Raw genomic sequence first — 26,902 nt, forward strand, 5'->3', positions numbered from 1 at the left:
CCGCGTCTCGAGGTGCAGAGGGGGATCGGGTTCCCCGCCGTTTCACCGTAAACCCGCCGCTCGCCCCCTGCCTCTTCCGACGGCTGCGGCCCCCGTCAGGTCGATGACGGGGGCTTTCCGTCTCAGCGGCTCAGGTCCTCCTCCTCCCGCTGCCGCTCGACCGCGCGCCGTACCGCCTCGTCGACGGCGGGAAGCGCCGCCTCCAGGTCGCTGAAGACCACGTACTCGACCGTCGCCACCGCGTGCAGCCCACGCACGAGGAACGCGTACTCCTTGCCCTCCTCGAGCAACAGCACGATCGGTTTCCCGAAGGCGCTGGCCCAGCCCATCTCTATATGGGTGCCGGGAGAGGCGGGGAGTCCGGGGAAGGCCACGAACACGTCGGCCTTCCGGATCTCCTCCTGGTCGAGTGGCGTGCACTGGGCGGGGGCCATCAGTTCGGCGCCCCACGCCTCACGGCGGTGTGCGTTGTGGACGCTGAACCCATGCCCCTCGAAGTGCTCGATCAGGGAGGCGAAGGGTGCCCGCGTTCCCGACGGCATCTCCCCGGTGGCGGGATCGAGCAGCTGGAGGAAGGGCCCCGCGAGGAACAGGGTGTTGACGCCGAGTTCACCGGCGAGCTCGCGGGCGGGAGTCGTGGTCATGCGGAGACCTCCTGGTCGGCAGCGGTACGGGGCCATCGGCACAGCATCATCCGGCGGTACAGGGGCGGGAGTTCGTCGAGCAGCTCACGGTCGGTACCGGCCTCGAAGGTCAGCTGGCGGTGCAGCTCGAAGAGGCCGATCACGTCCTGCCAGTAGCGGGGCAGGTCCAGGGCGCGCAGCGCGGCGGGGCCGAGCCGGAGCCGGTCGGTGCGCAGTTGCGCCTCGATCCGCAACACGTCGCGCACGTGCGGCCAGTTGTCCCCGGCGGGCATCGTGGGGAATCGCTCCGGGCCGGTGTCGTCCGCGCCCTCCCGCAGGACCCGTTCCACGAGCGGGGCGTCACTGTCGTACACATGCAGGGAGCCCACCTGGTGGACGTAGCTCCCCACCTCGACACCCAGCTGTCTGGCGAGCATCTCCAGGAGGAAGGTGAAGGAGAAGACGTCGCTCACCATGCCCCGGTAGGCGTCGTTGGCGCGCATGAAGCCGACCGCGTGCAACTGCCCCTCGCGGAGCATGAACTGCAGGGCCAGGGTGCACGCGACGTCGATGTTGGCCGGTTCGCGCAGCTCGCCCGGGTGGAAGATCTGCACCACCGCGCGTTTGCTGTCGGGGTCGTCCGCCAGTACGTCGATGACGCTGCGCCACTGGTCGAGGCCCGTCCCCCGGTAGTCGAATATCCGTGGCCCGTAAGCGGTGCCGGTCAGGGTGGCGCCGTCGGACGAGTACTTGCGCATGCTCGGCGCGTAGTGGGCGACGAGCTCCAGGTCGGCCGAGCCCGACAGGTACCACAGGGCCTCGGCGAAGTTGAAGACCAGGTTGGACCTGCGCCCCGGCAGCGCGACGTGCCGCTGGACGGGTTGCCGGACCAGGAATCCGGCGCCAAGGCGCTCACGGCTGGGAAAGCCGCGCGGGGCGTTGCGGAACGACGCGCCGAGATAGGTGCTTCGCAGCTCCGTCAGGTAGGCGTCCTCGACGGTTTCGTAGGTGCTGTGCACGTGGCCCCCCGTCAGTCCTTGTAGAAGCACTGGATGTACGCGTCACCGGAGGTGCCGTAGGTGTATTCGGTGGTGTCGTACGCGGTGTACGGGTGGCGCTCCACGCGGATGGTGCGGAAGTGCTTGACGTACTGCCAGCGCAGTTCGGGCTTGGTGCTGAAGAAGGGGATGAAAACCCCGCCGGGGCGCAGGGCGCGGACGACCTCCGGCATGGCCTTGGCCCACAGTTCCTCGTCCTTCCACACCTCCATGTCGAGCGCGGGGTCGAAGAACATTCCGTCGATGCTCTCCGTCTCAAGATCGAAGACCCGCTGGAAGAAGTCGCCCCGCTCGATGGAGAGCGTGCCGGGGAGTTTCGGGTGCTGTTCGCGGAAGAGGTCTTCGACCTCTCCGAAGAGTTCGAGGACCCGGTGGCTGCGGGTGGCGGGGTTCTCGGCGATGCGCAGGGCGGAGAGTCCGAGGCCGAGGCCCACCTCGTAGAAGTCCTTGCCGTGGCGGCAGAGCATGTCGGCGCTTGCCCACATCAGGTCGCGTTCCCAGGCCTGCATGGCCTGTTCGCCGCCGATGCTCAGAGTCAACTCGCCGTTGTGGTCGATGAGTTCGATCTCCGGTGCGGTGGCCTTCTCACTGGTCTTCTCGGGGGTCTTCTTCATGACAACCGTCCTTCGTCGTGTTGGTGCCGTGGTGGTTGGGGCGCCTTTTCAGTCATGGCCCGGGACGACTCCGAAGTGCCGCCGGGCGGTCGAGACCGCGAGGTCCTGCACGGCGAACACCGTGAAGTAGTAGGCCTGCGGGGCGGTGTCGGGTGCGAAACGCACCCTGAACACGACGTCCCTCGCACGCTCGTCGGAGCCCCTGACCTTGGTCCGTTCCGGTTCCACGGTGGTGTCGTCGCGCAGGTAACTCGGCAGGAACAGGCCGAGCCGTACGGGACCGGGGCGCGCCGCGGTGAGGGAGGCGCGCACTTCGAGCACGCCGCCCTGTTCGACCTCGTCGGCGGCGTAGGCGAGCAGTTGGGGTGCCTCGGGGACGCGGAAGGTGACGTCGCCGCAGCGCATGCAGACCACGCAGAGGGTGTCGAGGATGTGCGGCAACAGCCCACGCCGGGCGAACTCCTGGGCGGGGCGGCCGCAGTGGCAGACGACCTCGCGGACATCGGGGTCCAGTGAGCTGCGGTCACCGAAGTGGGCGGGGTAGTTCATGATCTCGTTCTCGGGGTTCTCCGAGACCTGCCCGGCGATCACGTGGTCGAGGGACTGGAGGTCCGCCGAGAGGGAGGAGCGGATCTCCTCGGGTGACTGGTCGGCGAGGTGGGTGGGCCGGGACACCAGGAGATCCACCTTGCGGGCGAGCTTGCCGAGGCGGGGGCGCAGGGTGTGGTTGTGCGGCAGCAGCTCCGAGCCGATCAGCGCGGAGAGCCTGCGGCCGACGGTGAGGACCAGCGGGTCGGGCGCGTGGTCGGAGGGGGGCGGGGGCGCCGGGGTGTCCTCCGGCCGGCCGGGCAGGCCGAATCGCATGAACGCGGGGTACGGATGTGAGCCCGCCAGGCTGGCGTTGAGGGTGTCCACGGAGTCCGCGCCGGTGGCGGCGGCGAGCATCCAGGCGACGTTCTCGGGCCGGTCGGAGTCGTGCACGGAGACGGCGGAGACGACCGTGCGGGCGGGGCTGTCGAGGGCGTTGAGCAGGAGTTGGTACTTGGGGTCGTAGAGGGCGAGGTCGGCGAGCGGGCCGCTGTTGCAGGCACTGAGGACCAGCTCCGTCGCCTCGACCTTGTTGAGCGGGACGAGTTTGTCCTCGGGTTTGTAGCAGGGCAGTCCGTAGGCGCACCGTGGGGCCAGGACGCCGGGCTCCGCGGCCGCGGATTCGTTGAGGCCGCAGATGGTGAACTCGCCGAGGTTGATGCTGTCGTCCTTGCCGTGGCCCTGGAAGACGACGCGGCGCCACTGGGTGCCGAGGATCTCGGCCTGGATGTCGTCGCGTTCGAAGTCGCGGTCGTCGAAGACCTTGACCCCGGGAAGGTGCGGCGGTCGGTCGGTGTCCGTGAACAGGCCGATCGCGTCGAGGTCTTCGGACACGTGGGCGTACTGCTTGGCGACGTTCCAGGCCACCGACGCGCCGTCGCGGCCGCTCAGCAGGGAAAGACCGCGCCGGGCGTCGCGGTACGTGGCGAGCAGCAGCGGGCGCACAGGGTCGAGGTTGAGCCGGGCGTAGGTGCCCACCAGCAGGAGTGTCCCCGGGGCCCGGTCGCCGAAGGTCGCGAGGTCGTCTTCGGTGAGCCACTCGCGGGCGAGCGGTCGGGCCAGATCCACGACGCTGTCGGCCAGCTCCGACCGACCGAGTACGACGCCGAAGTCCAGGGGGGCGGGCCGGCGCACACCGGAGTAGAGGCGCGACGCCAGTGCCACGCTGTGGACCAGATCGTCCCGGCCGTCGACCGGGACGGGGATGGGCATCCGGTCGGGCGCGGCGAGGAACTCCCTTACGGCCAGGGGGAGATCGGCGTACTTCACCGGACTGAACAGTTCGGTGTCCGGTGCGGTGTACGACGGCTCGTGGCGCTGTCGGGAGACGGCAGACTTCATGAAGCGTTACCTCGTGTTCTTACGCTGACCCTGCGAGGAGTGATGTACGTAATGGGCGGACGGCTGTTCGGTAACGGGGTAGCCGGGGGCGGTCGTGCCGCCCCTCGCCCGGTCACCGCTCCCCCGCTTCGGTGGGTACGGGGACCTCTGCCGCGCGCCGCCCCATCAGGCCCCGGCAGGCGAAGGCCACGCAGGCGGCGACGAGTGACATTCCGAAGGCGATGGCGAAGACGCCCCGCGGGCCCGCCGGGTCCATGAGGAGCCCGCCCGCCTGCTGGCCGAGCGCGTCCCCCACCACCGTGGCCAGGGACGCCCAGGTGAAGGCCTCCGTCAGTGAACGGCCGTCCGCCAGCAGGCTGACCAGCGTCATCTCGCTCGCCGAGACGAGCGCGATGGGCACGCTGCCGACCGCGAGTGCGAGCGCGAGCGTCAGTTGGGACGTCGCGAGCAGCGGAAGACCCGTGCCGACGGCGAACGCCAGCACCAGGCGCGGGAAGCGCACATGCACCGCGACCTCGGACTGGGAGCGGCCGAGCCACACAGCGCCCAGGGCGCTGCCGATGCCCCAGCAGGCGTACACGAGGCCGGTGCTGCCCTGCGAGCCGTGGTCGTCGACGAAGGCGGGGATGGCCAGCGTCATCAGCCCGATGGGCACGGAGCTGAGCGCCATCACGGCGGTCAGTGGGAGCATCGGCGACGAACGCAGCGGCCCGAGCAGGCCGCCGCGGCCGGTCTCGTCCCCCGGGGCGTCATCGCCCGCCGCCTCCGTCCCCCCGTCGGTGCCTTCGGGCACCCGCGTGAACGCGAGACCGATCGCTCCGACGCCGCCGATCACCGCGACGGTGGTCAGCGCCGCCCCGGCGGATCCTGTCAGCATCAGCACCGCGAGCATCAACGGCGCCCCGATCACCAGGACTTCGGTGAGCAGCGCCTCCCACAGATAGGCGGTCTCCCGCTCGTCGTCCCGCAGCGGAAGGCGCGCCCACAGCGACCGCATGCAGGCGTTCGCCGGGGGCAGCGTGATCCCGGCGAGCACGGCCAGGGCCGGCTGCGCCCAGTCGCCCGGCTCCGTGGTCCACACCAGCGCGGCGAGCGCCGCGGGGTAGACCGTGCCGGTCGCCACCAGGACGGTCCTGCGGCCCCGCCGGTCGACCCGGCGGGCGATGAGCGGGCTGCCCAGCGCCATGCCGATGGTGTAAAGGGCGGAGACCAGACCGGCTTGGGCGTAGCTGCCGCCCTGTTCGCGCACGACGAGCACCATCGCGAGGGACATGAGATAGACCGGCAGCCTGGAGACCACGCTCCACCAGGCGGGTCCCGCGACCTGACGGCGCGTGAGCAGGGCGGCGAGACGGCGCGCAAGACCGTTCGGCTTCACTTCCATGGTTCCTGTTCCGTGGTGGCCCGTTGCGGGCGTACGAGTGGCGGCGCGCGAGTGCCGGGGAGCGGGGCAGGCCGGTGATGAAGGGCGGTTCAGCGTTGGAGCGTTCTGGCCGCCGGTGTCTGGGTGATCACTTCGATCGTGAAGGCGTCGAGTATGCCGCGCATGCGCTTTTCCACCTCGGCGATCGACCCTCCGGTCACGTGGACGTATCCGGACGCGTTGTGCGAGGCGCGCCGCGCCTCCACGAGGTCCCCTTCGCTGAACCGGAGGACGCTCTTGACGACCCCGGGCAGCCGCAGCAGTTCCTCCTCGGGGGTGATCCGGTGCACGGTCCCCGAGCCCGGCAGCGGCAGCAGCAGGTCGCCCGCGCAGCAGCGCCCGAAATACTCGAGGGCGGGGCGGCGGCCGAGGTAGACGTCCAGCGTTGCGCCGAACACGTCGAAGCCGTACGCGTACCCGTGGTTGGCGGTTATCTCGCAGCCCGCGAGCCGGACCCCGATCTCCCCCGCGTAGACCTCGCCGCCGACGACGAAGAACTCCATGTGCGCGTACCCGTGGTCGATCCCCATGCCGGTGACGATCCGCTGGAGCATGCCCCGCAGGTCGACCGGCGGCCGCTCATCGGTGGCGACACTGATGTTGGCGTTCATCGCGCCGTCGACGATGTCCAGCGGACGGCACGGCATCGCACTCGGCCACGCGTCAAGGACCTCGCCCGCGTGGATGAGCGCGCACACCTCCCACTCCGTGCCGCCCAGATGCTCCTCGACCAGCCAGGAGCGGCCGTTGACGGCCAGGTCGGGCAGCTGCTCGGGGCCGGTGAGCCGGAAGGTGTCGACGCAGGCGAAGGAGTCCACGGGTTTCAGTACGACGGGCCAGCCGCACCGCGCGGCGAACTCCTCCACCTCGTCCACCGTGGAGACGCGCGCATACCGTGCGGTGAGCAGGCCGAGCTCGCGGAACTTGTCCTTCATCGCCGCCTTGTCGCGCACCCAGCTCACTTGACGTTCCGTCAGGTGCGGCAGGCCTGCCAGCGAGGCGAACCGCTGGGCGATGTGCTGGCGCGGCTCGGAGGGGTTGCAGAACCGCGTGGGTGCCACGGGCAGTTCAGCGGCCCAGGCGCGGTAGCGGGCCGCTTCCTCCTCCAGGGGCAGCCGCTCGTTCACCCAGAACGCGGGGATGTGCGCGGTCTGCCGTACGTACTCATCGGTGAGGTCCTTGCGCGCGGAGGCGAACCGCAGCAGAGCCAGTCGGCCGGGCAGGGCGTCCACCGCGTACCGAGTGAAGGTGGAGGCGCGGTCGTCGGCCATGAGGAGCACCGGCGGCGGCGCGTTCACGCGGTCTCCAATGCCTGGCGGACCGACTTGACCGCGAGGACCTGTTCGGCTTCGGAGAGTTCCGGCGAGAGCGGCACGCACAGGGTGCGGTCGAGGAGGTCCCGGGTCCTGGCGAACCCGTCGCGGCTGAGAGCGAGCGGCTGGTCGGGGGCGAGGTTCCAGGGGAAGCCGTCGGCGTAGAGCGAACGCCGTCCGGCGACCACGGGGTGGTCGGGCAACAGGTACTTGTTGAGCGTCCAGTTGGCGATGCCACGCTCGGTGAGGGCGGACACGGCGGCATTACGTAACTCCCGGCTCTCGCAACGGAACCGGAGACTGATCTTCACGTCGCCCGCCGCGCGGGGCAGGACGTCGAGGCCGGTGCGGTCGGGCAGTTCGTCCATGGCGATGGCGTGGTGGCGCTCCAGGCCGGAGAGCACCTCGTCCAGGTGGCGGAACTGCTGGTACTGGATCGCCGCGACCTCCTCGCTGGTGACCAGGTTCTCGCCGTAGTAGGCGTCCTCGTTCCAGGTGGGGTAGCGGCCGGGCACCCGGGCAGAGCCGTGGTCGTGGTAGCAGCGCATCGTCTCCCAGGCGGCCGGTTCGTTGGTGACGAGCAGGCCGCCCTCCCCCGAGGTGAGCACCTTGTTGTGGTGGAAGCTGAAGGTGCCCGCGTAGCCACGGGTGCCGGTGTGCCGCCCGTCGGGGAAGGTGGCGCCGAGCGCCTGGGCGCTGTCCTCGATGACGTACGGGACGCCGTCGGGCAGGGGCGCGACGGTGCCCTCCATGTGGGCGACGATGGCCCGTTGGGTGCCGTCGGGGATCAGCGAGGTGTCCATGGAGAGCGACTCGTCGACGTCCACCAGGACCGGGATGAGGCCGCTGGAGAGGACGGCGCCCGCCACGGCGACGAACGTGACCGCCGGTATGTGGACGACGTCACCGACGCGCGGGCGGGTGGAGACCAGGGCGAGCCGCAGCGCCTCGGTGCAGTTGTGCACCGCGAGCACATGACCCGCGCCGAGCCGTTCCCCGACCCGGCGTTCGAGGCGGGACGCGATGCTCTCGGTCTCCGTCTGGTAGCGGAAGAGAACGCCCTGCTCGATCGCCGCACGCAGTTCGTGCATGTCGGGCCAGTCGAGGTAGTTGGCGCCGTAGGGGAGGAAGCGCAGCCCGAGCCGTTTGTCGAGGGTCATGTCGCGTCAGCCTCCGTGATGGGGTGCACCGAGGCGTCGACGACCATCTCCTGGCCTCGGTAGTTGCGGAGCAGCAGGCCTTCGGGAACGCGGGAGAAGTACGGCTGGGCGATGGGGATCTTGCCGATTTTCGTCGTCAGTACGTACTGCGGTACGCCGAAGCCGGTGATGTGTCCCTGCAGGCCCTCCATGATTTCCCAGCCCTTCTCGATGGAGGTCATGAAGTGGGACACGCCGGTGACGTTGTCGCAGTGGTAGAGGTAGTACGGCCGGACCCTGATGCGGAGCAGCTCGGTCATCAACGTGCGCATCGTCGTGACGTCGTCGTTGACGCCGCGAAGCAGCACGGTCTGGTTCCCCACCGGGATGCCGTGGCGCAGCAGTCGGTCGACCGCGGCGGCGGACTCGGGGGTGATCTCCTTGGGATGGTTGAAGTGCGTGTTCAGCCAGACCGGGTGGTAGCGCGCGAGCATTTCGCAGAGTTCGTCCGTGACGCGCTGGGGCAGCAGTACCGGGAAGCGGCTGCCGATGCGGATGATCTCCACGCTGGGGATCGCCCGGAGGCCGGAGATGATCTCCTCCAGCTTGCCGTCGCGGTACGAGAGCGGGTCGCCGCCGGTGAGCAACACGTCCCGGATCTCGGGGTGTTCGGCGATGTAGCGCAGGTCCTCCTCGAAGGACTCGCCCTCGTTGTCGCGGAAGTAGCTGCCGTCGACGTCGGTGGTGTGGAACTTGCGTGTGCAGTGCCTGCAGTAGACCGGGCAGGCCTCGGTGATCAGCATGATCACCCGGTCCGGGTACTTGTGCACCACCCGGTTGGTCTTGCGGTAGAACATGTCGCCGACGGGGTCGACCTCGGCGCCGCTGAACTCGGCGAGTTCACCGAGCGCGGGGACGGCCTGCTGCCGGATCGGGCAGGTGGGGTCGTCCGGGTCCATCAGGGACGCGTAGTAGGGGGTGACGCTCCAGCGGTATTTGCCCGCCGATTTGTCGATGGCCTGTTCCTCGTCGGCGGTGAGGTTGATCCACTGCCGTGCCTTGTCGACGTTGGTGACACGCTTGCGCATGTGCCAGCGCCAGTCGTTCCACTCCGTTTCGGTGATCTCGGGGAGCTCCGGCCGGTCCGGAACGGGGTGGCGGTCCGCTTCTGTTGCTCCAGGAGTGTGGGGCATGGTGTCTCCAGGTTCGGCGGGTGAGTGACCTGTCACAGGGGTGCGAGGGAGAGCTGGCGCAGGGTGCGGGCGACGCGCTGTGCGCCCCGCAGGTCGTCCGTGATGCCGTCGAGCGCGGACCACGGGTCCGGCTTTTCGGGGTCCCAGAGGGAGGGGTTTCCTGGATCGGCGGCCAGGGGGACGGGGGCCGCACGGGCGACCCTGTCGGCCAGGTCGCGCTGCGTGTCGCTGAGAGGCGGCAGAAAGACGAGCGGCGCGCGGCGGGCCTGGGCCAGCGCCACGGCGCCCAAGACCGGGGTGGCCAGGAGCAGTTCGGCGTCCGCGTGCAGGGCGTCGACGTCGGTGTCGGCGGCGCGTCGGACCCGTACGCCATCGAGCCCTTCGAGCGTGTCACGCACACTCTCGACGCGCATGTCGCAGACCACCTCGCACCGCTGGGTGCGGCGCACCGCCTCCGCGGCGAGCTGCCGCAGCGCCCCGGAGGTGAACGCGTCCGCGTCCCCGGCCGGCACGCCCCACAGCGAGAGCAGCAGCAGGGTGCCGCTCCGCCGGCGCCCGCGCGTCATGCGTGCGGGCGCGAGTACCCCGGTGGTGCGCGTGCCGTCCGGTGTCGCGGGCCACGGGCCCGGGAGCCATGCCGGGCGGTGCACACGGTGCAGTGCTCCCTCGGCCCCTTCCGCCAGGGGGGTGACGGTGCCGCGGTGCCCCGAGGACAACCGCACGACCGGTACGCCCAGGGCGAGGAGGCGGCGGGTGGCGGCATCGTCGTCGCAAACCAGGGCCACGTCCGGCGGCGGCCCGTCGCCACCCGGGCCGCCCTCGGTCCCGGTCCGCTCAAGTTCGCCCAGGTGCGCGGCGATCCGCCGCCCGGCGAGCAGCGAGTCGAGTTCCTCGTCCCGCGACACGAGGAGCACCCGGCGCGGGGCGGGACCTGACGGCAGCGGGGCGGGCCCGCCGGGGCTCAGTACTGCCACGGCGCCGCCGCCCCGAGCCGGGCGACGTCGTCGCTGTAGCCGGCGGCCGTGGTGGAGCAGCCGCCGCACATGTCGGGTCCCCGCTCGCGGAAGAAGTCCGCATGGGTCCGGAAGACCGGCGTGTCCAGTTGGATGGCGCCGCCTTCGCGCAGCGGGGCACCGCCCAGGTCCTCCCCTTCGCGGTGCGGGAGACAGCTGCAGGCGTACATGCGCCCGTACTTGCCGTCGATGTAGATCACGTCGTCCACGACATGGCACAGGGGTTCCGACGCGCGCGGGGTCAGTGACTCCGCGAAATAGCGCTCCTGTTCCTCACGGGTGTCTCCGTAGAAGCGCTTGCCGAGCGGCACGAGGAGGGTGTCGGGGTCCGCGTCGTAGATCGGATCGCAGACCGCGCGCACATGACCGGGGTCGGGGTAGGTGATGGAGCGCTCCAACTTCAGGGCGGAGAGCTCCCATTGCTTGACGCCGGCCTCGGTGAGCACCTTCTGCAGGTCAGGCATCTCCGTGTAGTTGTGCGGCCCGACCACGGTGTTGACCCGGGGAAGGACACCGAGGGCAGCGGCGTCGCGCAGTCCTCGCAGGCCGTTGTCGAACATGCCGGGGGAACGCCGGTAGACGTCGTGCGTCGTGGCGGAGCCGCCGTCGAGACTGACGATCACCTGGGCGAGACCCGCCTCGGCGAGGAGCGGGGCCTTCTTCGGCAGCATCATGCCGTTGGTGATCATGGACATCTTCATCCCCGCGTCCGTGCCCATCCGCACGAGCTCGACGATGTCCTGATGCATGAGCGGTTCGCCGCCGGTGAACCGTACGTAGGCCACTCCGGCTTCACGGGCCTTGGGCAGCAGGTCGGCGAAGTCCTCCAGCGAGAAGCGGAACGTGTCACGGGAGAGCGCGAACTCGCACATGAAGCAGTCCGCGTTGCAGGCTTCCAGGATCCTGATGAAGAGATAGCGCTGACGCTCAGTCATGTACGTCGATGCCTTCCTGGACGGTACGCGGAACCGAGAACGCGGCGGGGCCGGGGCGCGGCTCCCTGTCGAGTACGTCGAGCAGGGCCTCGGCCACCTGTGCGGCGCCACGGGTACCGACCTGGGCGGCGAGGCCTCCCCAGTCGGCGCCGGACGAGGCGCGCCGCAGAGTCTCAAGTACGCCGTCACGTACGGCGGTCACGAAACGCGGGGCATCGCCCGCATCGGCAGCGGAGGTGATACCCCCGTAGATGATCCGGAGGGCCGCATCCTCGCCCTGCGATCGGCGGGCCAGGGCCTCGTCCTCGGCGAAGACCTCCGGCGGCCAGACGACTCTGACGTCGGCATGGACGGCCCGGCTGTGGAAGCGGCCGTTGAAGATCTGGCTGAGGTTCTGCGGCGGCAGGCAGACGGTGGGCACCGAGAGACTGCCGGCCTCCAGCAAGGTGGTCAGGCCCGGCGAGGTCAGCAGAACGTCGCAGGTGGCGAGCCGGTGGAGGAACTCGGCGTGGGAGAGCGACCCCGCCGTGACGCTGAGGTCCGCGTCGCCGCTCGCCGCACGGAGCCGCTCGGCCAGATCGGCGGGCAGATTGCCCGCCACATGCGCCTCATGAGCCCCGTACGTGTCGAGGGCTTCGAGCACCGCGGGCACGACGATCTCCGGATAGCGCGTCCAGTCGGCCAGGTCGGGGGCGCGCAGGCCACCCAGGTTCACCAGGGCGCGCCGGAACGGTTCCGGACGGCTCCGCCGGGGAAACGGAGCCTCGGGGGGAGCACCGATGACGGCTTCGACCCAGCGCAGTTCCGTTACGGATCCGAGTACGCCGATGCACTCCCGCGGCAACTCGACGCACTGTTGCGCGCAGTAGAGGGAGACCTCCAGCGGAAGTTCGGCGAGGTCGCCCTCGGTCCACAGGAACGGCAGGCTGTCCACGAACACGGTCGGCACGCCCGCTGCTTCCAGGGCCATGGCCGCGGGACCGTCGAGCACGACGACGGCCGCGTCGATCCCCTCCGCCTCCACCACCTTCGCCACGGCATCGGTCCGCTCCCCCTCGGGAGCCCCGTCCGGCAGGTCGTACCAGCGGTCGACCGCGTGCTGAGCCAGGAGCGGCCGTCCGAGGCCGGAGGCGAGGCCGACGAACCTCAGCGGACGGGCGGACCGTTCGCGCAGCGCGGCCAGGACGGCGCTCAGCTTGCCGGAGCTTCCCCAGCCGAACTCGGCGCCCGCGACGGCGACGGTGACCGGAGCGGAGCCGGCGGTCGCGGCGGGTGCGCCCGGGGCGGGGACGGGTTTCTCCCGGACATCTCGCGGATCCGGAGGGCGTACACCATGCATCGTTCTGTCCAACTCCCTTGCCGGGGCCGGGGTGTGGCCCCTGTCGGGTGAGTGCGGGGAGGGAATGTCACGTCGGGATGAGGGTGCATTCGAGCCGCGCCACAGCGGTCGACCGCGGCAGGCTCCTGCCGGAGAGGGGACCCCTCCGCTTCCCACACGATCACCCCTGGCCCCGTGCGGCGCAAAGGCCACCCGGTCACCTTCTCGCCATCACAAAGTAGTTGCGAACCGATCGCAATAAGACGCCCGGACGCCTGGTCCCTGCTCACCCGAACGGCACGTCCCAAGCCCCGCCGCCCCTAGGGCCCACCGACTGTGCACGTGACCGGAGAGGGGCCGGAAACCCTCCCCAACAAGCCGTTCCGACGGCCGAAGACCGTCAGGAGGACACCCTTCAACAACGGCCGAAAGAGGCCACTGGCACATGCCGCGTCATGGGCGCCCCCGCGCCCCGGTCCGCACGGCCGACGAGCGCCTTTCCCCGGAGGTTCGCGCATCCTGACACCACTGCCTTGATACTGACCTCGGGACCGCGAATCCCAGCAACGCCCAGCCTTGCCGATGTCACCAGGAGGTACCCGTGAAGATGCTGATCAACGTCGCGGAGACGGTCGTAGCGGACGCGCTGCGGGGTATGGCGGCAGCGCATCCTGATCTGACGATCGACGTGGAGAATCGCGTGATCGTGCGCAGGGACGCTCCCGTCGACGGGAAGGTCGCCCTCGTCTCCGGCGGGGGATCCGGGCACGAGCCGCTGCACGGAGGGTTCGTGGGGCCGGGGATGCTGTCGGCCGCCTGTCCCGGTGAGGTGTTCACCTCGCCCGTGCCGGATCAGATGGTGCGGGCCGCGGCGGCCGTGGACAGCGGGGCGGGGGTGCTGTTCGTCGTGAAGAACTACACGGGTGACGTCCTCAACTTCGACATGGCCGCCGAGCTCGCCGAGGACGAGGGTATTCAGGTCGCCAAGGTGCTCGTCAACGACGACGTGGCCGTCACCGACAGCCTGTACACGGCGGGGCGGCGCGGGACCGGCGCGACGCTCTACGTGGAGAAGATCGCGGGGGCCGCGGCCGACGAGCGCCAGCCGTTGGAGCGGGTCGAGGCGATCGCGCGGCAGGTGAACGAGAACACGCGGAGTTTCGGGGTCGCGCTCAGCGCTTGTTCCACTCCCGCCAAGGGCAGCCCCACCTTCGATCTGCCGTCCGGCGAGCTGGAGTTGGGCGTCGGCATCCATGGCGAGCCGGGGCGTGAGCGGCGCCCGATGATGACGTCCAGCGAGATCGCGGACTACGCCGTGGACGTCGTGCTCCAGGATCTGCAGCCCCGCAATCCCGTGCTCGTGCTCGTCAACGGCATGGGGGCCACTCCCCTCCTGGAGCTGTACGGCTTCAATGCCGAGGCCCAGCGTGTCCTCACCGAGCGCGGCGTCGTCGTGGCCCACACGCTGGTCGGAAACTACGTGACCTCGCTGGACATGGCCGGGGCCTCCGTCACCCTGTGCCAGGTCGACGAGGAGCTGCTGCGGCTCTGGAACGCCCCGGTGCGTACCGCGGGGCTTCGCTGGGGTATGTGATCCGTATCAGGTCCCCCGCCGTCACCACGTACCACTCGTGTCACTTGTTTCACACTGCCCAACTGTTCTATCGCGCAAGGAGTTTCCGTGCTCGACGCCGCATTCCTCCGTCACTGGCTGGCCTCGGCCGCCGCACTCGTCGACCGGGAGGCTGAGCGCCTCACAGAGCTGGACTCGCCGATCGGTGACGCCGACCACGGCAGCAATCTGCAGCGCGGGTTCGCCGCCGTGGTGGCCACTTTGGAGAAGGAGGCGCCGGCCACGCCGGGGGCCGTACTCACCCTGGCGGGACGGCAGTTGATCTCGACCGTGGGAGGTGCGTCCGGGCCGCTCTACGGGACGTTGCTCCGGCGTACCGGCAAGGCTCTCGGTGACGCCGCCGAGGTGAGCGAGCAGGAGTTCGCCGGCGCGCTGCGCGCGGGCGTCGACGCCGTCAGCGCGCTCGGTGGCGCGGCGCCCGGCGACAAGACCATGCTGGACGCGCTCGTCCCCGCGGTCGACGCGCTCACGGAGTCGTTCCGCGCGGCGCGCGACGCCGCCAACGAAGGCGCCCTGGCCACGACGCCTCTCCAGGCGCGCAAGGGGCGGGCCAGCTATCTGGGCGAACGCAGCATCGGGCACCAGGACCCCGGGGCGACCTCGTCGGCGCTCCTGTTCGACGCACTCGTAGAGACCGCGGAGGCCGGCCGTGAGTGACGACAAGCTGGTCGGCATCGTCCTCGTCTCGCACAGCGGGCCCGTCGCCGAATCCGTCGCCGCGCTCGCCACGGGGCTCGCGGGCGGCGGGACGACAGCGCCCGTGGCCGGCGCGGGCGGCACCGAGGACGGCGGCCTCGGCACGAGCTCGGAGCTCATCGCCGCGGCGGCCGCGAAGGTGGACGGCGGTGCGGGCGTCGCGATCCTCACCGATCTGGGCAGCGCGGTGCTGACCGTGAAGGCGCTGATCGCCGAGGGCGACGAGCTGCCGGAGGGCGCCCGCCTGGTGGACGCCCCCTTCGTCGAGGGCGCGGTCGCGGCGGTGGTGGCCGCGTCGGCGGGCGCCGACCTCGCGGCGGTGGAGGCCGCGGCAGCGGAGGCGTACTCCTACCGGAAGGAGTGAAGCCGGGCCGGTGCTGGACGGGCAGTTCCGGCCGGTGAGTTCTCCACGGTCCGCTCCGCACGTTCAGTTCTGGCTGAGGAACTGCCGGGCCAGCGCGTCACCTCGGGTGACCGCGGCCCGGTGATCCTCGATGGGGGACGCCTTGGGGCCGTTGAAGACGATGTAGGTGACGCCCGCGTCGGTGCCGCCCGACCTGGGGTCGGGGCGGATGCCGAGCGACTTCGCCGCCGCGTAGGACGCCTCGCCGATGAGGTCGGTGGGCCCCGTGTCGCCGACGACGGCGTACAGGACCTTGCCCCCATAGATCACGGCGGCCACCGAGCCGCCCGTGATGCCGTGCTTCGTGTGGCTCCAGAGCTGGCTCGCGCCCGGCACGACGACGTACGGGAGGCTTTCCGCGCTCAGCTGGCGGCCGTTGGATTCCTGGAACGCGGTGGCGTCCTGGAACAGGGGGTCCGTGCGCCGGTTGCAGGCCATGCCCGGCCGGCCGTCGCAGTCGATGTCCATGTCGGCCTTCCAGAACACCGCGCCCCGCTTGCCGCAGACGGGGATGTTCGCGGGGGCTCCGTCGTCCGTTCGGTACTTGCCGCGCGAGACCTGTTGACAGGTTCCGGCCTTGGCCAGGAGGGCGGCAGCGGACACGGTTCCCTCCTGGCGGGCCGGAGCGGCCGAACTTCCTTCTGCCTCAACCGACTTGATGCTCGGCTCGCTCTCCTGCGGATAGGCCGATGCGGGCTGGGACGCGGGGCCGAGCAGGGCGGCTGTGGCGACGGCGGCGAGCGCCGCGGTTCTGGTACGCACGAGAAAAGACCTTCCCCAAGAGGAAACTGACGGACAGACACCCCAATCTGTCCCGAGTCGCACGGCCCGGCCACTGCTCAAGGGCCGGACGGTGCACGCGCACCCCTTGATGTGCACCCGACACCTGTGTCAAATAGGTCCGGACCAATGCCGCCCGAGTGGAAGGCACGACCGTGCGACGGACCCCCCACCTGTCCACCCGCTTCACCCGCCTCTCCGCCCTTCTCACCGTCACCGCCTGCACCCTCACCGCCTGCGCATGGAGCGGCGGCGAGGACACGAAGGACGTGGCGCCCCCTGCCGCTCCCCGAGGCGTCACGGTCCAGGCGGGCAGCGCCACCACCGCCCACGTCATGTGGAACCAGGCGACGGACGACACCGAAGTCACCGGCTACGACGTGTACCGGGGCGCCAACAGGGTCGAGCGCGTGCCGGGCGGCAAGCACATGGTGGACGTCGTCGGCCTGAAGCCTTCCACCGCCTACACCTTCACCGTCCGCGCCCGCGACGCCGAGGGGAACGTCGGTCCGGCCAGCAAGAAACTGACGGTCACCACGCCCGCCGCGGCCACCGCGGACCGCGAGCCGCCCTCCCGGCCCGGCGCACCGCGGGGCACGGTCGAGGGGAGCCGGGCGGTGACGCTGTCCTGGGGCGCGTCGAAGGACGACCAGGGGGTGGCCTCGTACGAGATCTATCAGGGGACATCGAAGATCCACAGTGTGGGCGGGAGCGAGCACCGGACCCTCGTCACGGGGTTGCGGCCGGGCACGGCCTACCGCTTCACCGTCAAGGCGCTCGACGCGGCCGACAACGCGTCTCCCGCGAGCCGCGCCGTCTCTCTCACCACCGCGGCGGGCCGGGACGACGGGCGGGGCACGGCGCCGACGGACTTCCGCGCCACGACGCACAAGGCCGACGGGGCGTACTACATCGACCTGGCGTGGACGCCACCGCACACCGGCGGCGCGGTGGCGGAGTATCAGATCCACCTGGACGGGAAGAACGCCACCTCGCTGGTGTTCGGCGGTACAGCGCCCCGGAAGAAGGCCACGCACAGCTTCTACGTGGGCAAGGAGGCGGGTGACACCCACCGCGTGAAGCTCCGGGCGAAGCTCCCCGACGGGACCTGGGGCGGCTACTCCCCCGAACGGACGGTCACCACCGGCCGACGCCCTTGACGCCGGGGCAGCTGTCGGCCGTACGAAGTACTCCGTCACCTGCCCGGTGGCTGTCCGCATGCGGCCGGGGCGAATGGCACGTTGGCTCGTCGTCAGGTAGCACGGGCGCTTCCCTACCCCCGGCGGCGCATGGGATGTACCGCCTCCCGTGCCACCGGAGGGCAGACTCATGCGCACTACTCAGATACTCGTCCGCTCCGGCCTGACCATCGCCGCCGCAGCTGCGCTTCCGCTGGCACTGACCGCTCCGTCGGCGTTCGCCGCCGCAGGGATCACGGTGACCGCCACGGGATCGACGGTCACGGTGACCACGGCGGCGTGTCCCGACGGAGGCGAAGCCTCGCTGATGAGCAACGGTCAGGCGAGCTTCGCCCAAGGCAGGCAAATGGCCTTGACGGGCGGCAGCGCCTCCTGGCAGAACGTCAGCACCGGCATGCACACGGTGGCTGTGATCTGCGAGGACGGTACGACGGCCGGTTCACAGACGGTCACCGTCGGAGCATCGCCGACCACCCGCTCCACGACGGCGCCCCCGCGCGGCGTCCGGGGCGGTCTCGGGGGCGGCAGCGAGGACTACGGCACCCTCACGCTCGCCGCGGGCGGGGCCCTCGTGGTCCTGGCCGCGGGCGGTGGTGGCGCCTGGTACCTGCGTCGCCGCGGGGCGCAGCACCGGCTCTGATCCAGGGCCACGAGAAGCGGCTGCCGCCGGTCCCGACTCGTGTCGGTCCGGCGGCAGCCGTCGTTCACACGGGCGTCAGGCCTCGGGCATCAGGCCTCCGGCGTCAGGCATCAGGCATCCGGCGTCCCGAGCTCCGCAAGCGTCCGCTCCAGCCACTGCGTCCAGAACGTCTCCAGGTCGATCCCGGCCCGCAGCACCACATGCCGCAGCCGGTCCTCCACCGCGTCCTTCCCCGGCGGGAAGTCACGCTTCTCGATCTCTTCGTACTCGGCCAACTGCCGCCGGTGCAGGGCGAGATGGCGGTGCAGGTCCTCCTCGATGCCCTGCGTGCCGACGACCGCCGCCGCCCGCAGGCGCAGCAGCAGCGTGTCCCGCAACGGCTTGGGGTCCTGGCTCGCGGCCGTCCAGCGTGCGAGCTCGGCGCGGCCCGCGGGCAGGACCTCGTACTCCTTCTTCTGGCCGCGGGTCGCCTGCTGCTGCTCAAGGGCGCGGATGGCCCCGTCCCGCTCCAGTTTTCCCAGCTCGCGGTAGATCTGCTGGTGCGTGGCCGACCAGAAGTAACCGATCGACTTGTCGAACCTGCGGGTCAGCTCAAGCCCCGACGAAGGCTTCTCTAGCAGGGCGGTGAGGATCGCGTGCGGGAGTGACATGGCGGCCATCCTAGGTACGGCGTCCGGAGCGGGCGCCCGGCGTCACGGGGCCATGGGCGTCACAGGGCCGCGGCCAGCTCCGTGCCCTGCTTGATGGCGCGCTTGGCGTCCAGCTCGGCCGCCACGTCCGCGCCCCCGATGAGGTGCGCGCTGTGCCCGGCGGCGAGGAGCTCCTCGTACAGGTCGCGGCGCGGGTCCTGTCCTGAGCAGAGGACGACCGTGTCGACGGGGATGACGGTGGACTGTCCGTCGACCGTGATGTGCAGGCCCGCGTCGTCGATGAGGTCGTAGCTCGCGCCCGCGACCATCGTGACGCCGCGGTGGCGCAGCTCGGTGCGGTGGATCCAGCCCGTGGTCTTGCCGAGGCCCTGGCCGACCTTGGACGTCTTGCGCTGCAGGAGGTGGACCTGGCGCGGCGGGGTCGGGCGGTCGGGCGCGGTCAGGCCGCCGCGGTCCTTGTAGTCCATGTCGACGCCCCACTGGCGGAAGTACGTCGCCGGGTCGAGGCTCGCCTTGTCGCCGCTGTCGGTGAGGTACTCGGCGACGTCGAAGCCGATGCCGCCCGCGCCGATGATCGCGACCCGCTCGCCCACGGGCGCGCTGTCGCGCAGCACGTCGAGGTAGCCGACCACGCTGGGGTGGTCGATGCCGGGGATCTCCGGGGTGCGGGGGGTGACTCCGGTGGCGACGACCACTTCGTCGTACGCCGCGTCCGCGAGGTCCCGGGCGGTGGCGCGGGTGTTCAACTTGACGTCCACGCCGTGCAGTTCGAGCTGCGTGCGGAAGTAGCGCAGGGTCTCGTCGAACTCTTCCTTGCCGGGCACCTTGCGGGCGACGTTGAGCTGGCCGCCGATCTCGGAGGCCGCGTCGATGAGCGTGACGTCGTGGCCGCGCTCGGCCGCCGACACCGCGAAGGCGAGGCCCGCCGGGCCCGCGCCGACGACCGCGACGCGCTTCTTGTGCCGGGTCGGCGCGAGGACGAGTTCGGTCTCGTGGCAGGCGCGCGGATTCACCAGGCAGGAGGTGATCTGCAGGTTGAAGGTGTGGTCGAGGCAGGCCTGGTTGCAGCCGATGCAGGTGTTGATGGCGTCGGACCGCTCGGCCTTCGCCTTGGCGACGAAGTCCGGGTCGGCGAGGAGCGGACGGGCCAGGGACACCATGTCGGCGGCGCCGTCGGCGAGCAACTGCTCGGCGATCTCCGGGGTGTTGATGCGGTTGGTGGTGACGAGCGGTACGGAGACCTCGCCCATGACCTTCTTCGTGACGAAGGTGTAGGCGCCGCGCGGCACGGATGTCGCGATGGTGGGGATGCGCGCCTCGTGCCAGCCGATGCCGGTGTTGATGATCGTGGCGCCCGCGGCCTCGATCTCCTTGGCGAGGTGGACGACCTCCTCGAGGGTCGAGCCGCCGGGGACGAGGTCCAGCATGGAGAGGCGGTAGATGATGATGAAGTCCGTGCCGACGCGCTCGCGTATGCGCCGGACGATCTCGACGGGGAAGCGGATGCGGTTCTCGTAGGCGCCGCCCCAGCGGTCATCGCGCTGGTTGGTGGGGGCCGCGATGAACTCGTTGATCAAGTAGCCCTCGGATCCCATGACTTCGACGCCGTCGTAGCCCGCGAGCTTGGCGAGCTCGGCGGCGCGCACGAAGTCCTCGATGGTCTGCTCGACCTCGTCGTCCTCAAGGGCGCGCGGCACGAAGGGGCTGATCGGCGCCTTGATCGCGCTCGGCGCGACGAGACCCTCGTGGTAGGCGTACCGCCCGAAGTGCAGGATCTGCATGGCGATCTTGCCGCCCTCGGCATGCACGGCGGCCGTGATGCCCGCGTGCTCCTCGGCCTCCGCCTCGGTGGTCAGCTTGGCGCCGCCGTCCCAGGGCCGGCCGAGCTCGTTCGGGGCGATGCCGCCCGTGACGATGAGGCCGACACCGCCGCGCGCACGGGTCGCGTAGAACTCCGCCATCCGCCGGAAGCCGTCCGGCGCCTCTTCCAGGCCCACGTGCATGGAGCCCATCAGGACCCGGTTGGGCAGGGTGGTGAAGCCCAGGTCCAGGGGGTTCAGCAGGTTCGGGTAGCGGCTCATGCGGGGCCTCCGTACGGGATGTGTCGTCGGGACCGTTCTAGACGACGCACCACCCTTTGTGCAACTAGTTGCATAAAACCGAGGCACGGACCACACGCGCGCCCGTGACTCCGCCGTCCCACCCTGGATCGGCGCCACCTTCTGATCCCGCGACCGCTTCCGTGCTCCCGTGAGCGCCGCGTCCGAATCCCGCCAGCCGCGCGCCCGCGCAGCCCGCAGACTTGTGGTGTCACCGGGGAAAAGCCACCGGGGCATAGGGAGCAACTGATGACCAAGGTCATGGCCAAGGCCGTCTATACGACCGTCGAGAGCCCGCTGGGTGAGCTGCTGCTGGTCGGCCAGGAGTCGGCCACCGCGAACGGCGGCACCGCGCTGGCCTCGCTGTCCCTGCCGGGGCAGAAGGGCGGCGCCACCGTCCAGGACGGGTGGGTGCGCGACGACGAGGCCTTCGCCGTGATCGCCGGGCAGCTGCGCTCGTACTTCGACGGGACGCGTCAGCACTTCGACATCGAGTACGTGAGCGGCGTCGGCACCGACTTCCAGGAGCGGGTCTGGCACGCCCTTGAGCGCCTGCCGTACGGCACGACCACCACGTACGGGAAGCTCGCCGAACAGCTCGGCGTCTCGCGCGCCGCGGTCCGCGCCCTGGGCACGGCGATCGGGCGCAACCCCCTGCTCGTCGTCCGCCCCTGCCACCGGGTCATCGGCGCCGACGGCTCGCTGACCGGGTACGCGGGCGGCCTGGACGCCAAGCGGCGGCTCCTGGACCTGGAGGCGAAGGGCTAGCGTCCGCCCCGGTGGCCCAGGCGCTCCGAGAGGTCGCCCGCGCCCTTGGCCGCCAGCTCGGCGAGCTCCTGCTCGCGCTGCTCGCTCCAGCGGATCATCGGCACGGAGATGGAGAGCGCCGCGACGACGTGGCCCGCGCTGTCGCGGACCGGGGCGGCCACGCAGCTCACGTCCGGGTTCGACTCGCGGTGCTCCGCCGCGACGCCTCGCTCCCGGATGTCGGCGAGCGCGGAGAGCAGCGCCTCCGGCTCCGTGATGCTGTTCTGGGTCATCGCCACCAACTCGCGTCCCGCCAGGCGGGTTTCGAGCTCGGTCGGGGGCAGCGACGCGAGCAGCATCTTGCCGACCGACGTGCAGTGGGCGGGCAGCTTGCGGCCCGCGGCGGAGACCATGCGCACGGCGTGCGTGGAGTCCACCTTGGCGATGTAGATGACGTCCGTGTCCTCCAGGACGGCCACATGGACGGTCTCGTCGCAGGTCTCCGCGACCTCCCGGGCCACCTGCTGGCCCTCGGCGGCCAGATCCAGCTGCTCGGCGTACCGGCTGCCGAGCTGGTAGGCGCGTACGCCGAGGCGGTAGCGGCCCGTCTGGTCCGGGATCTGGACAAGGTACGAGCGGGCGGCGAGGGTGGTGAGCAGTTCGTGCACGGTGGTCCGCGGTAGCTGGAGTCTGCGGGTGACCTCGGGGGCGGACAGTGTCCCGTCGCCCTCCAGGAACAGCTCCAGTATGTCCAGTGCCCTGGTCACCGCGGGAACGAGTCGTCCCATGGTCGGCCTCCCACCCCGTGCGTCCGAAGTCACGACCGCGGTCGCATCCGTGGATGCGTCGGCGAATGCGTCCGAAACTTCGGTCAACGATCGATATGACGAACACAGGCTAGCCACAGCGACGTTCGGCGCGCAACGGTCTGAGGGGCACACCTGCGGACCCGAGCCCGGCCCAAGACCGTTTCGCTCGACCCATTGACACCCTGCCGCCTGCGTGAATACGGTCACGCCAACATTTCGAACGTGTGACGAAATACCGAACAACCAAGGGGCAACTGCCTTGCGTATTACGGGAATCAGCACGCACGTGGTGGGGACGCCGTGGCGCAATCTCACCTACGTCCAGGTCCACACCGACGAAGGTCTCACCGGAGTCGGCGAGACCCGCATGCTCGGCCGCACCGACGCCCTCCTCGGCTACCTCCGCGAGGCTGCGGCCAACCACATCGTGGGGTCCGATCCGTTCGCGGTCGAGGATCTCGTGCGGAGGATGAAGTACGGCGACTACGGCCGCGCCGGCGAGATCGTCATGTCGGGCATCGCCTGTGTGGAGATGGCCTGCTGGGACATCAAGGGCAAGGCGCTGGGCGTGCCGGTCTGGCAGCTGCTCGGCGGCAAGGTGACCGACAAGGTCAAGGCGTACGCGAACGGCTGGTACACCACCGAGCGCACTCCGGAGGCGTACCACAAGGCCGCGCGGGCCGTGGTCGAGCGTGGTTACCGCGCCCTGAAGATCGACCCGTTCGGGACCGGTCACTTCGAGCTCGACCAGGCGGGCACGTCCTACGCGGTCTCGCTGATCGAGGCGGTGCGGGACGCGATCGGCCCTGACGCCGAGCTGATGCTGGAGATGCACGGCCGCTTCAGCCCGTCCACGGCCGTCCGCCTCGCGAAGGAGATGGCGCCGTTCCGGCCCGCCTGGCTGGAGGAGCCGGTGCCGCCGGAGAACCTCAAGGCCCTGGAGAAGGTCGCCGCCAAGGTGGACATGCCGATCGCCACGGGTGAGCGCATCCACGACCGGATCGAGTTCCGCGAGCTCTTCGAGTCGCAGGCCGCCGACATCATCCAGCCGGACCTCGGCCACATCGGCGGCATCCTGGAGACCCGCAAGCTCGCCGCGACCGCGGAGACGCACTACACGCTGATCGCCCCGCACAATGTGGGCGGCTCGGTGCTCACCGCGGCCTCGCTGCAACTCGCCGCCTGCACGCCCAACTTCAAGATCCTGGAGCACTTCAACGACTTCGCGGACGCGGAGATCAAGAAGGTGGTCAAGGGCGCGCCCCAGGTGGTCGACGGCTACTTCGAGGTGTCGCACGAGCCGGGCCTCGGCGTCGAGCTCGACACGGACGCGGCGGCCGAGTTCCCGCAGCAGCAGGCGCGGTTCGACCTGTGGGCCGAGGGCTGGGAGAAGCGCGCCCCCAAGGCGGCCGGGAAGTGAGCAGCGACTCACGCGCGATCGTCGTCGACCGGCCGGGCTCGCACCGGCTGACGGTCGGCGCGCGGCCCGAGCCGGGACCCGGTGAGGTCCTGGTCAAGGTGGCGGCCGCCGGGATCTGCATGAGCGACCGCGAGGTCTACGACGGTCATCGGGACGCCGCCTATGTGCGCTATCCGGTGATCCCCGGGCACGAGTGGTCCGGCACCGTCGAGGCCACCGGCGAGGGCGTCGACGCGGCGCTCGTCGGGCGGAAGACAGTCGCCGAGGGGTTCCGCGCCTGTGGCACCTGCGAGCGCTGCCGCGAGGGCGAGACGAGCCTGTGCGGCGGCGGATACGCGGAGACCGGGTTCACCGAGCCCGGCGCCTTCGCCGACCATGTGGCCGTGCCCGCCCGGCTGTTGCACCTGCTGCACCCGGACGCGGACCTGGCGGCCGCCGCCCTGCTCGAACCCGCCGCGGTCATCGCGGGAGCGGTGCGGACGGGGCGGCCGAGGCCGGGCGAGCGGATCGCGGTGGTCGGCGCGGGCACCCTCGGGATGCTCGCGGTGCAGCTCCTTGCCGCCTCGTCGCCCGGCGAGCTCGTCGTGATCGACCCGCGGGCCGAGCGCGGCAGGCAGGCGCTGGACTTCGGGGCGAGCGAGAGCCTGACGCCCGCCGAAGCGGAGGCGTACCACGGCCGTTTCGACCTGGTGGTGGAGACCGCGGGGGCGCCGAGCACGGCTGCCTCGTCCTGTCTCCTCGCGCGCAGGGGCGGCCGGGTGGTGCTGACCGGCATGTTCACTCCGGGCGCCGTCGGCATCGATCCGGTGCACCTCTCGCTGAGCCAGCTGGAGGTGCGCAGTGTCTTCGGCGCGCCGTCCTCCGCCTGGTCGGACGCGGTCCGCGCCTTCGGGCTCGGCCTGCTCGACCCGGCACCGCTCATCACGCACGAGTTCCCGCTGGAGCGGTTCGGCGAGGCGGTGGCGCTGGTCGGCGGCGGCGACCCGAAGACCGGAAAGGTGCTGCTGCGCCCCTGAGACGTACGGCGGTACGTGGTGACAGCGCCCCGCATCCCCCGTACCGCCGTACACCCATTGAACCGACCAACGTACGAAATATCGAACACAGCAGAATTCACAGCGGAATTCACTGCGTATGGGAGCCCCGTGACCAGCCCGTCAGCACCCCGCCGCCCTGGCGTCGACGCCCTCGCCCGCATCGGGCACCCCGTACCCGCCATCGACCCGGCCGACGCGTCACCGCACACGTTCCCCGACGGTGGCACCTGGCGCACCGAGATCCCCTCCGTGGAGGGGCCCGAGGCGCTGGCCGTCGTCCTCAAGGAGAGCTCGCGGCTCGACGTGCCGATCCACCGGATCAGCCAGGGCAGCGGCATCTGGATGCTCTCCGACGACGAGATCACCGAGATGGTGGAGGCCTGCGCCGAACGGGACATCGAGCTCTGCCTGTTCACCGGGCCGCGCGGCACCTGGGACATCGGCGCCGCGACCCGCACCGACTCCGGCGGCGCGGGACTTCGCTCGCGCGGCCATGACGCGCTCGCCGGATGTGTCGAAGATGCCGTGCGAGCCACGGAGTTGGGGGTGCGCTGCCTGCTCGTCGCCGACGAGGGCGTGCTGTGGACGCTGCACAGGCTGCGCGTCGCCGGCGTGCTGCCCGCCGACACGACGTTCAAGGTGTCGGCCCTGATCGGCCCGGTCAACCCGGCCTCGTACGCGGTCTACGAGCGGCTCGGCGCCGACTCCCTCAACATCCCATCCGACCTCACCCTGGACCACCTCACGGAGATCCGCAGGGCCAGCCGTGCCCCGATGGACCTCTACGTCGAGGCGCCCGACGACCTCGGCGGCTACGTCCGGATGTACGAGGCGGCCGAGCTGATCAGGCGCGGCGCCCCGCTCTACCTCAAGTTCGGCCTGAGCAAGTCCCCCGGCATCTATCCCTACGGTGCCCACCTGCGCGACCACACCCTGGCCACCGCCCGTGAGCGGGTCCGCCGCGGCCGTCTCGCCCTCGACCTGCTCGCCCGGCACGGCGCGGACGGCGGGATGTCGCCGCTCGGCGCGCGCCTGCCCGGCGAGCTCCAGCGCTTCCCCGTCCCGGAAGGGGACTGACCCATGAGCACCCGCACGAGCACCCGCATATCGAGAAAAGTACGTCTCGGCGCCGCCGTGGCCACCGTCGTCCTGCTCGGCTCGCTGACCGCCTGCGGCCAGGAGGCCCTGGGCGGCAGCCGCTACGAGCCGGACGAGGGCAAGGGCAGCACCATCGGCCTCGCGATGCCGACGAAGGCCTCCGAGCGGTGGATCGCCGACGGCAACAACATGGCGAAGCAGTTCCAGAAGGCCGGGTACAAGACCGATCTGCAGTACGGCGACGACAAGGTCGAGAACCAGATCGCCCAGCTGGAGAACATGATCACCAAGGGGCGCAGCCTCCTGGTCGTCGCCGCCATCGACGGCTCCGCGCTCACCGAGGTCCTGCAGCGCGCGCACGACGCGGGCATCCCCGTGATCTCGTACGACCGTCTCATCCTCGGCACGGAGCACGTCGACTACTACGCCTCGTTCGACAACGAGCGCGTCGGCCGCCTGGAAGCCCAGTACATCGTCGACAAGCTGAAGCTGGGCAAGCCGGAGAAGGGCGGCAACGCGCACAACATCGAGCTGTTCGCGGGTTCGCCGGACGACAACAACACCAAGTACTTCTGGAACGGCGCCATGAAGGTGCTCCAGCCGTACTTCGAGAGCGGCCAGCTCACCGTCCGCAGCAAGCAGACGAAGATGAACCAGGCCACCACGCTGCGCTGGGACGGCGGCACCGCGCAGAAGCGCATGGACGACCTGATCAGCAAGAACTACGGCTCCGCGAAGGTCGACGCGGTCCTCTCGCCGTACGACGGGATCTCGATCGGCATCATCTCCGCGCTGAAGAGCGCGGGGTACGGATCCAAGAGCCAGCCGCTGCCGGTGATCACCGGGCAGGACGCGGAGCTCGCGTCGGTGAAGTCCATCATCCGCGGCGAGCAGACGCAGACGGTGTTCAAGGACACCCGCAAGCTGGCCGCGCAGACGGTGTCCATGGGCGACGCGGTCCTGAACGACAAGAAGCCCAAGGTCAACAACACCAAGGACTACAACAACGGCAAGAAGACCGTGCCGTCCTTCCTCCTCGACCCGGTCAGCATCGACAAGTCGAACACCCAACTCCTGGTCGACGAGGGTTACTTCAAGGCTGGGCAGCTCAAGTGAGCGGGCCCGTACTGGAG

The 26,902-nt window shown here is 70.5% G+C and carries 25 protein-coding genes; 10 read left to right on the forward strand and 15 right to left on the reverse strand.

Going from position 1 to position 26,902, the window contains the following annotated elements; genetic code table 11:
* Positions 1-122 precede the first annotated feature (122 nt).
* The 11 genes from E5671_RS08655 to E5671_RS08705 all read right to left on the reverse strand — a co-directional run bounded on the left by E5671_RS08655 (position 123) and on the right by E5671_RS08705 (position 12,579).
* Positions 123-644, reverse strand: a complete 522-nt coding sequence (locus E5671_RS08655; protein ID WP_160503257.1) for a nucleoside 2-deoxyribosyltransferase — start codon at positions 642-644, stop codon at positions 123-125.
* A complete protein-coding gene (locus tag E5671_RS08660; protein WP_160503258.1) occupies positions 641-1,642 on the reverse strand; it encodes a thymidylate synthase in 1,002 nt (333 codons plus the stop codon). The genes E5671_RS08655 and E5671_RS08660 overlap by 4 nt, the downstream gene beginning before the upstream one ends.
* 11 nt (positions 1,643-1,653) lie before the next feature.
* Positions 1,654-2,295 carry a class I SAM-dependent methyltransferase gene (locus E5671_RS08665; protein ID WP_160503259.1) on the reverse strand — a complete coding sequence of 214 codons (642 nt, stop codon included), beginning with the start codon at positions 2,293-2,295 and terminating at the stop codon, positions 1,654-1,656.
* 48 nt (positions 2,296-2,343) lie between these two features.
* Positions 2,344-4,224 carry a hypothetical protein gene (locus tag E5671_RS08670; RefSeq protein ID WP_160503260.1) on the reverse strand — a complete coding sequence of 627 codons (1,881 nt, stop codon included), beginning with the start codon at positions 4,222-4,224 and terminating at the stop codon, positions 2,344-2,346.
* Positions 4,225-4,336: 112 nt separating this feature from the next.
* Positions 4,337-5,608, reverse strand: a complete 1,272-nt coding sequence (locus E5671_RS08675) for an MFS transporter (RefSeq protein WP_160503261.1) — start codon at positions 5,606-5,608, stop codon at positions 4,337-4,339.
* An 89-nt stretch (positions 5,609-5,697) separates the two neighbouring features.
* Positions 5,698-6,945, reverse strand: a complete 1,248-nt coding sequence (locus E5671_RS08680) for an ATP-dependent carboxylate-amine ligase (protein WP_160503262.1) — start codon at positions 6,943-6,945, stop codon at positions 5,698-5,700.
* Complete coding sequence (locus E5671_RS08685; protein WP_160503263.1) at positions 6,942-8,120, reverse strand: DegT/DnrJ/EryC1/StrS family aminotransferase; 1,179 nt, start codon at positions 8,118-8,120, stop codon at positions 6,942-6,944. Before E5671_RS08685 ends, E5671_RS08680 begins: the two co-directional genes overlap by 4 nt.
* Positions 8,117-9,292 (reverse strand): arginine 2,3-aminomutase, encoded by a 1,176-nt coding sequence (blsG, locus tag E5671_RS08690; protein ID WP_160503264.1) that lies wholly within the window; start codon positions 9,290-9,292, stop codon positions 8,117-8,119. The genes E5671_RS08685 and blsG overlap by 4 nt, the downstream gene beginning before the upstream one ends.
* Positions 9,293-9,324: 32 nt before the next feature.
* Positions 9,325-10,266 carry a CGA synthase-related protein gene (blsF, locus tag E5671_RS08695; RefSeq protein WP_336605709.1) on the reverse strand — a complete coding sequence of 314 codons (942 nt, stop codon included), beginning with the start codon at positions 10,264-10,266 and terminating at the stop codon, positions 9,325-9,327.
* Positions 10,254-11,240 (reverse strand): cytosylglucuronate decarboxylase, encoded by a 987-nt coding sequence (gene blsE, locus E5671_RS08700; protein WP_160503265.1) that lies wholly within the window; start codon positions 11,238-11,240, stop codon positions 10,254-10,256. Before blsE ends, blsF begins: the two co-directional genes overlap by 13 nt.
* Entirely contained in the window at positions 11,233-12,579 is a 1,347-nt protein-coding gene (locus E5671_RS08705; RefSeq protein WP_160503266.1) for a hydroxymethylcytosylglucuronate/cytosylglucuronate synthase, read from the reverse strand. The genes blsE and E5671_RS08705 overlap by 8 nt, the downstream gene beginning before the upstream one ends.
* Before the next feature lie 580 nt (positions 12,580-13,159).
* On the opposite strand from E5671_RS08705, the gene dhaK reads away from it, so the two are divergent.
* From dhaK to E5671_RS08720, 3 genes are all read left to right on the forward strand, one after another.
* On the forward strand, positions 13,160-14,152 hold the full coding sequence (dhaK, locus tag E5671_RS08710) for a dihydroxyacetone kinase subunit DhaK (protein ID WP_160503267.1): 993 nt from the start codon (positions 13,160-13,162) through the stop codon (positions 14,150-14,152).
* A gap of 87 nt (positions 14,153-14,239) precedes the next feature.
* Positions 14,240-14,848, forward strand: coding sequence for a dihydroxyacetone kinase subunit DhaL (dhaL, locus tag E5671_RS08715; RefSeq protein ID WP_160503268.1), 609 nt, complete (start codon positions 14,240-14,242; stop codon positions 14,846-14,848).
* On the forward strand, positions 14,841-15,251 hold the full coding sequence (locus tag E5671_RS08720; protein WP_160503269.1) for a PTS fructose transporter subunit IIA: 411 nt from the start codon (positions 14,841-14,843) through the stop codon (positions 15,249-15,251). Before dhaL ends, E5671_RS08720 begins: the two co-directional genes overlap by 8 nt.
* Before the next feature lie 63 nt (positions 15,252-15,314).
* Here the strand turns inward: E5671_RS08720 and E5671_RS08725 are convergent, their stop codons facing one another.
* Positions 15,315-16,052: a glycoside hydrolase family 75 protein gene (locus E5671_RS08725; RefSeq protein WP_160503270.1), complete on the reverse strand. Its 738-nt coding sequence runs from the start codon at positions 16,050-16,052 to the stop codon at positions 15,315-15,317.
* Positions 16,053-16,225: 173 nt separating this feature from the next.
* Here E5671_RS08725 and E5671_RS08730 point away from each other — a divergent pair, with 173 nt between their 5' ends.
* Positions 16,226-17,230 carry a fibronectin type III domain-containing protein gene (locus E5671_RS08730; RefSeq protein ID WP_336605710.1) on the forward strand — a complete coding sequence of 335 codons (1,005 nt, stop codon included), beginning with the start codon at positions 16,226-16,228 and terminating at the stop codon, positions 17,228-17,230.
* 169 nt (positions 17,231-17,399) lie between these two features.
* The gene (locus tag E5671_RS08735; RefSeq protein ID WP_160503272.1) at positions 17,400-17,909 is read left to right on the forward strand and encodes a hypothetical protein; all 510 of its coding nucleotides are present in this window, start codon (positions 17,400-17,402) and stop codon (positions 17,907-17,909) included.
* 110 nt (positions 17,910-18,019) lie between these two features.
* Here E5671_RS08735 and E5671_RS08740 read toward each other — a convergent pair whose 3' ends face one another.
* Positions 18,020-18,559, reverse strand: coding sequence for a PadR family transcriptional regulator (locus tag E5671_RS08740; RefSeq protein WP_160503273.1), 540 nt, complete (start codon positions 18,557-18,559; stop codon positions 18,020-18,022).
* 59 nt (positions 18,560-18,618) lie between these two features.
* Positions 18,619-20,640 carry an NADPH-dependent 2,4-dienoyl-CoA reductase gene (locus E5671_RS08745; RefSeq protein ID WP_160503274.1) on the reverse strand — a complete coding sequence of 674 codons (2,022 nt, stop codon included), beginning with the start codon at positions 20,638-20,640 and terminating at the stop codon, positions 18,619-18,621.
* A gap of 267 nt (positions 20,641-20,907) precedes the next feature.
* Here E5671_RS08745 and E5671_RS08750 point away from each other — a divergent pair, with 267 nt between their 5' ends.
* Entirely contained in the window at positions 20,908-21,426 is a 519-nt protein-coding gene (locus tag E5671_RS08750) for a methylated-DNA--[protein]-cysteine S-methyltransferase (RefSeq protein WP_237330136.1), read from the forward strand.
* On the opposite strand, the gene E5671_RS08755 is transcribed toward E5671_RS08750, so the two are convergent.
* A complete protein-coding gene (locus E5671_RS08755; RefSeq protein WP_160503275.1) occupies positions 21,423-22,193 on the reverse strand; it encodes an IclR family transcriptional regulator in 771 nt (256 codons plus the stop codon). The two genes, E5671_RS08750 and E5671_RS08755, sit on opposite strands and share 4 nt — an antisense overlap.
* 280 nt (positions 22,194-22,473) lie before the next feature.
* Between E5671_RS08755 and E5671_RS08760 the strand changes: the two genes are divergently transcribed.
* From E5671_RS08760 to chvE, 4 genes are all read left to right on the forward strand, one after another.
* Entirely contained in the window at positions 22,474-23,634 is a 1,161-nt protein-coding gene (locus E5671_RS08760) for a mandelate racemase/muconate lactonizing enzyme family protein (RefSeq protein ID WP_160503276.1), read from the forward strand.
* Complete coding sequence (locus tag E5671_RS08765) at positions 23,631-24,650, forward strand: alcohol dehydrogenase catalytic domain-containing protein (protein ID WP_160503277.1); 1,020 nt, start codon at positions 23,631-23,633, stop codon at positions 24,648-24,650. Before E5671_RS08760 ends, E5671_RS08765 begins: the two co-directional genes overlap by 4 nt.
* 129 nt (positions 24,651-24,779) lie before the next feature.
* On the forward strand, positions 24,780-25,748 hold the full coding sequence (locus E5671_RS08770) for a hypothetical protein (RefSeq protein ID WP_160503278.1): 969 nt from the start codon (positions 24,780-24,782) through the stop codon (positions 25,746-25,748).
* A 3-nt stretch (positions 25,749-25,751) separates the two neighbouring features.
* The gene (gene chvE / locus E5671_RS08775) at positions 25,752-26,885 is read left to right on the forward strand and encodes a multiple monosaccharide ABC transporter substrate-binding protein (RefSeq protein WP_160503279.1); all 1,134 of its coding nucleotides are present in this window, start codon (positions 25,752-25,754) and stop codon (positions 26,883-26,885) included.
* Positions 26,886-26,902 lie beyond the last annotated feature (17 nt).

It is taken from the genome of Streptomyces sp. BA2, from assembly GCF_009769735.1.
In the GTDB taxonomy this organism is placed as follows: domain Bacteria; phylum Actinomycetota; class Actinomycetes; order Streptomycetales; family Streptomycetaceae; genus Streptomyces.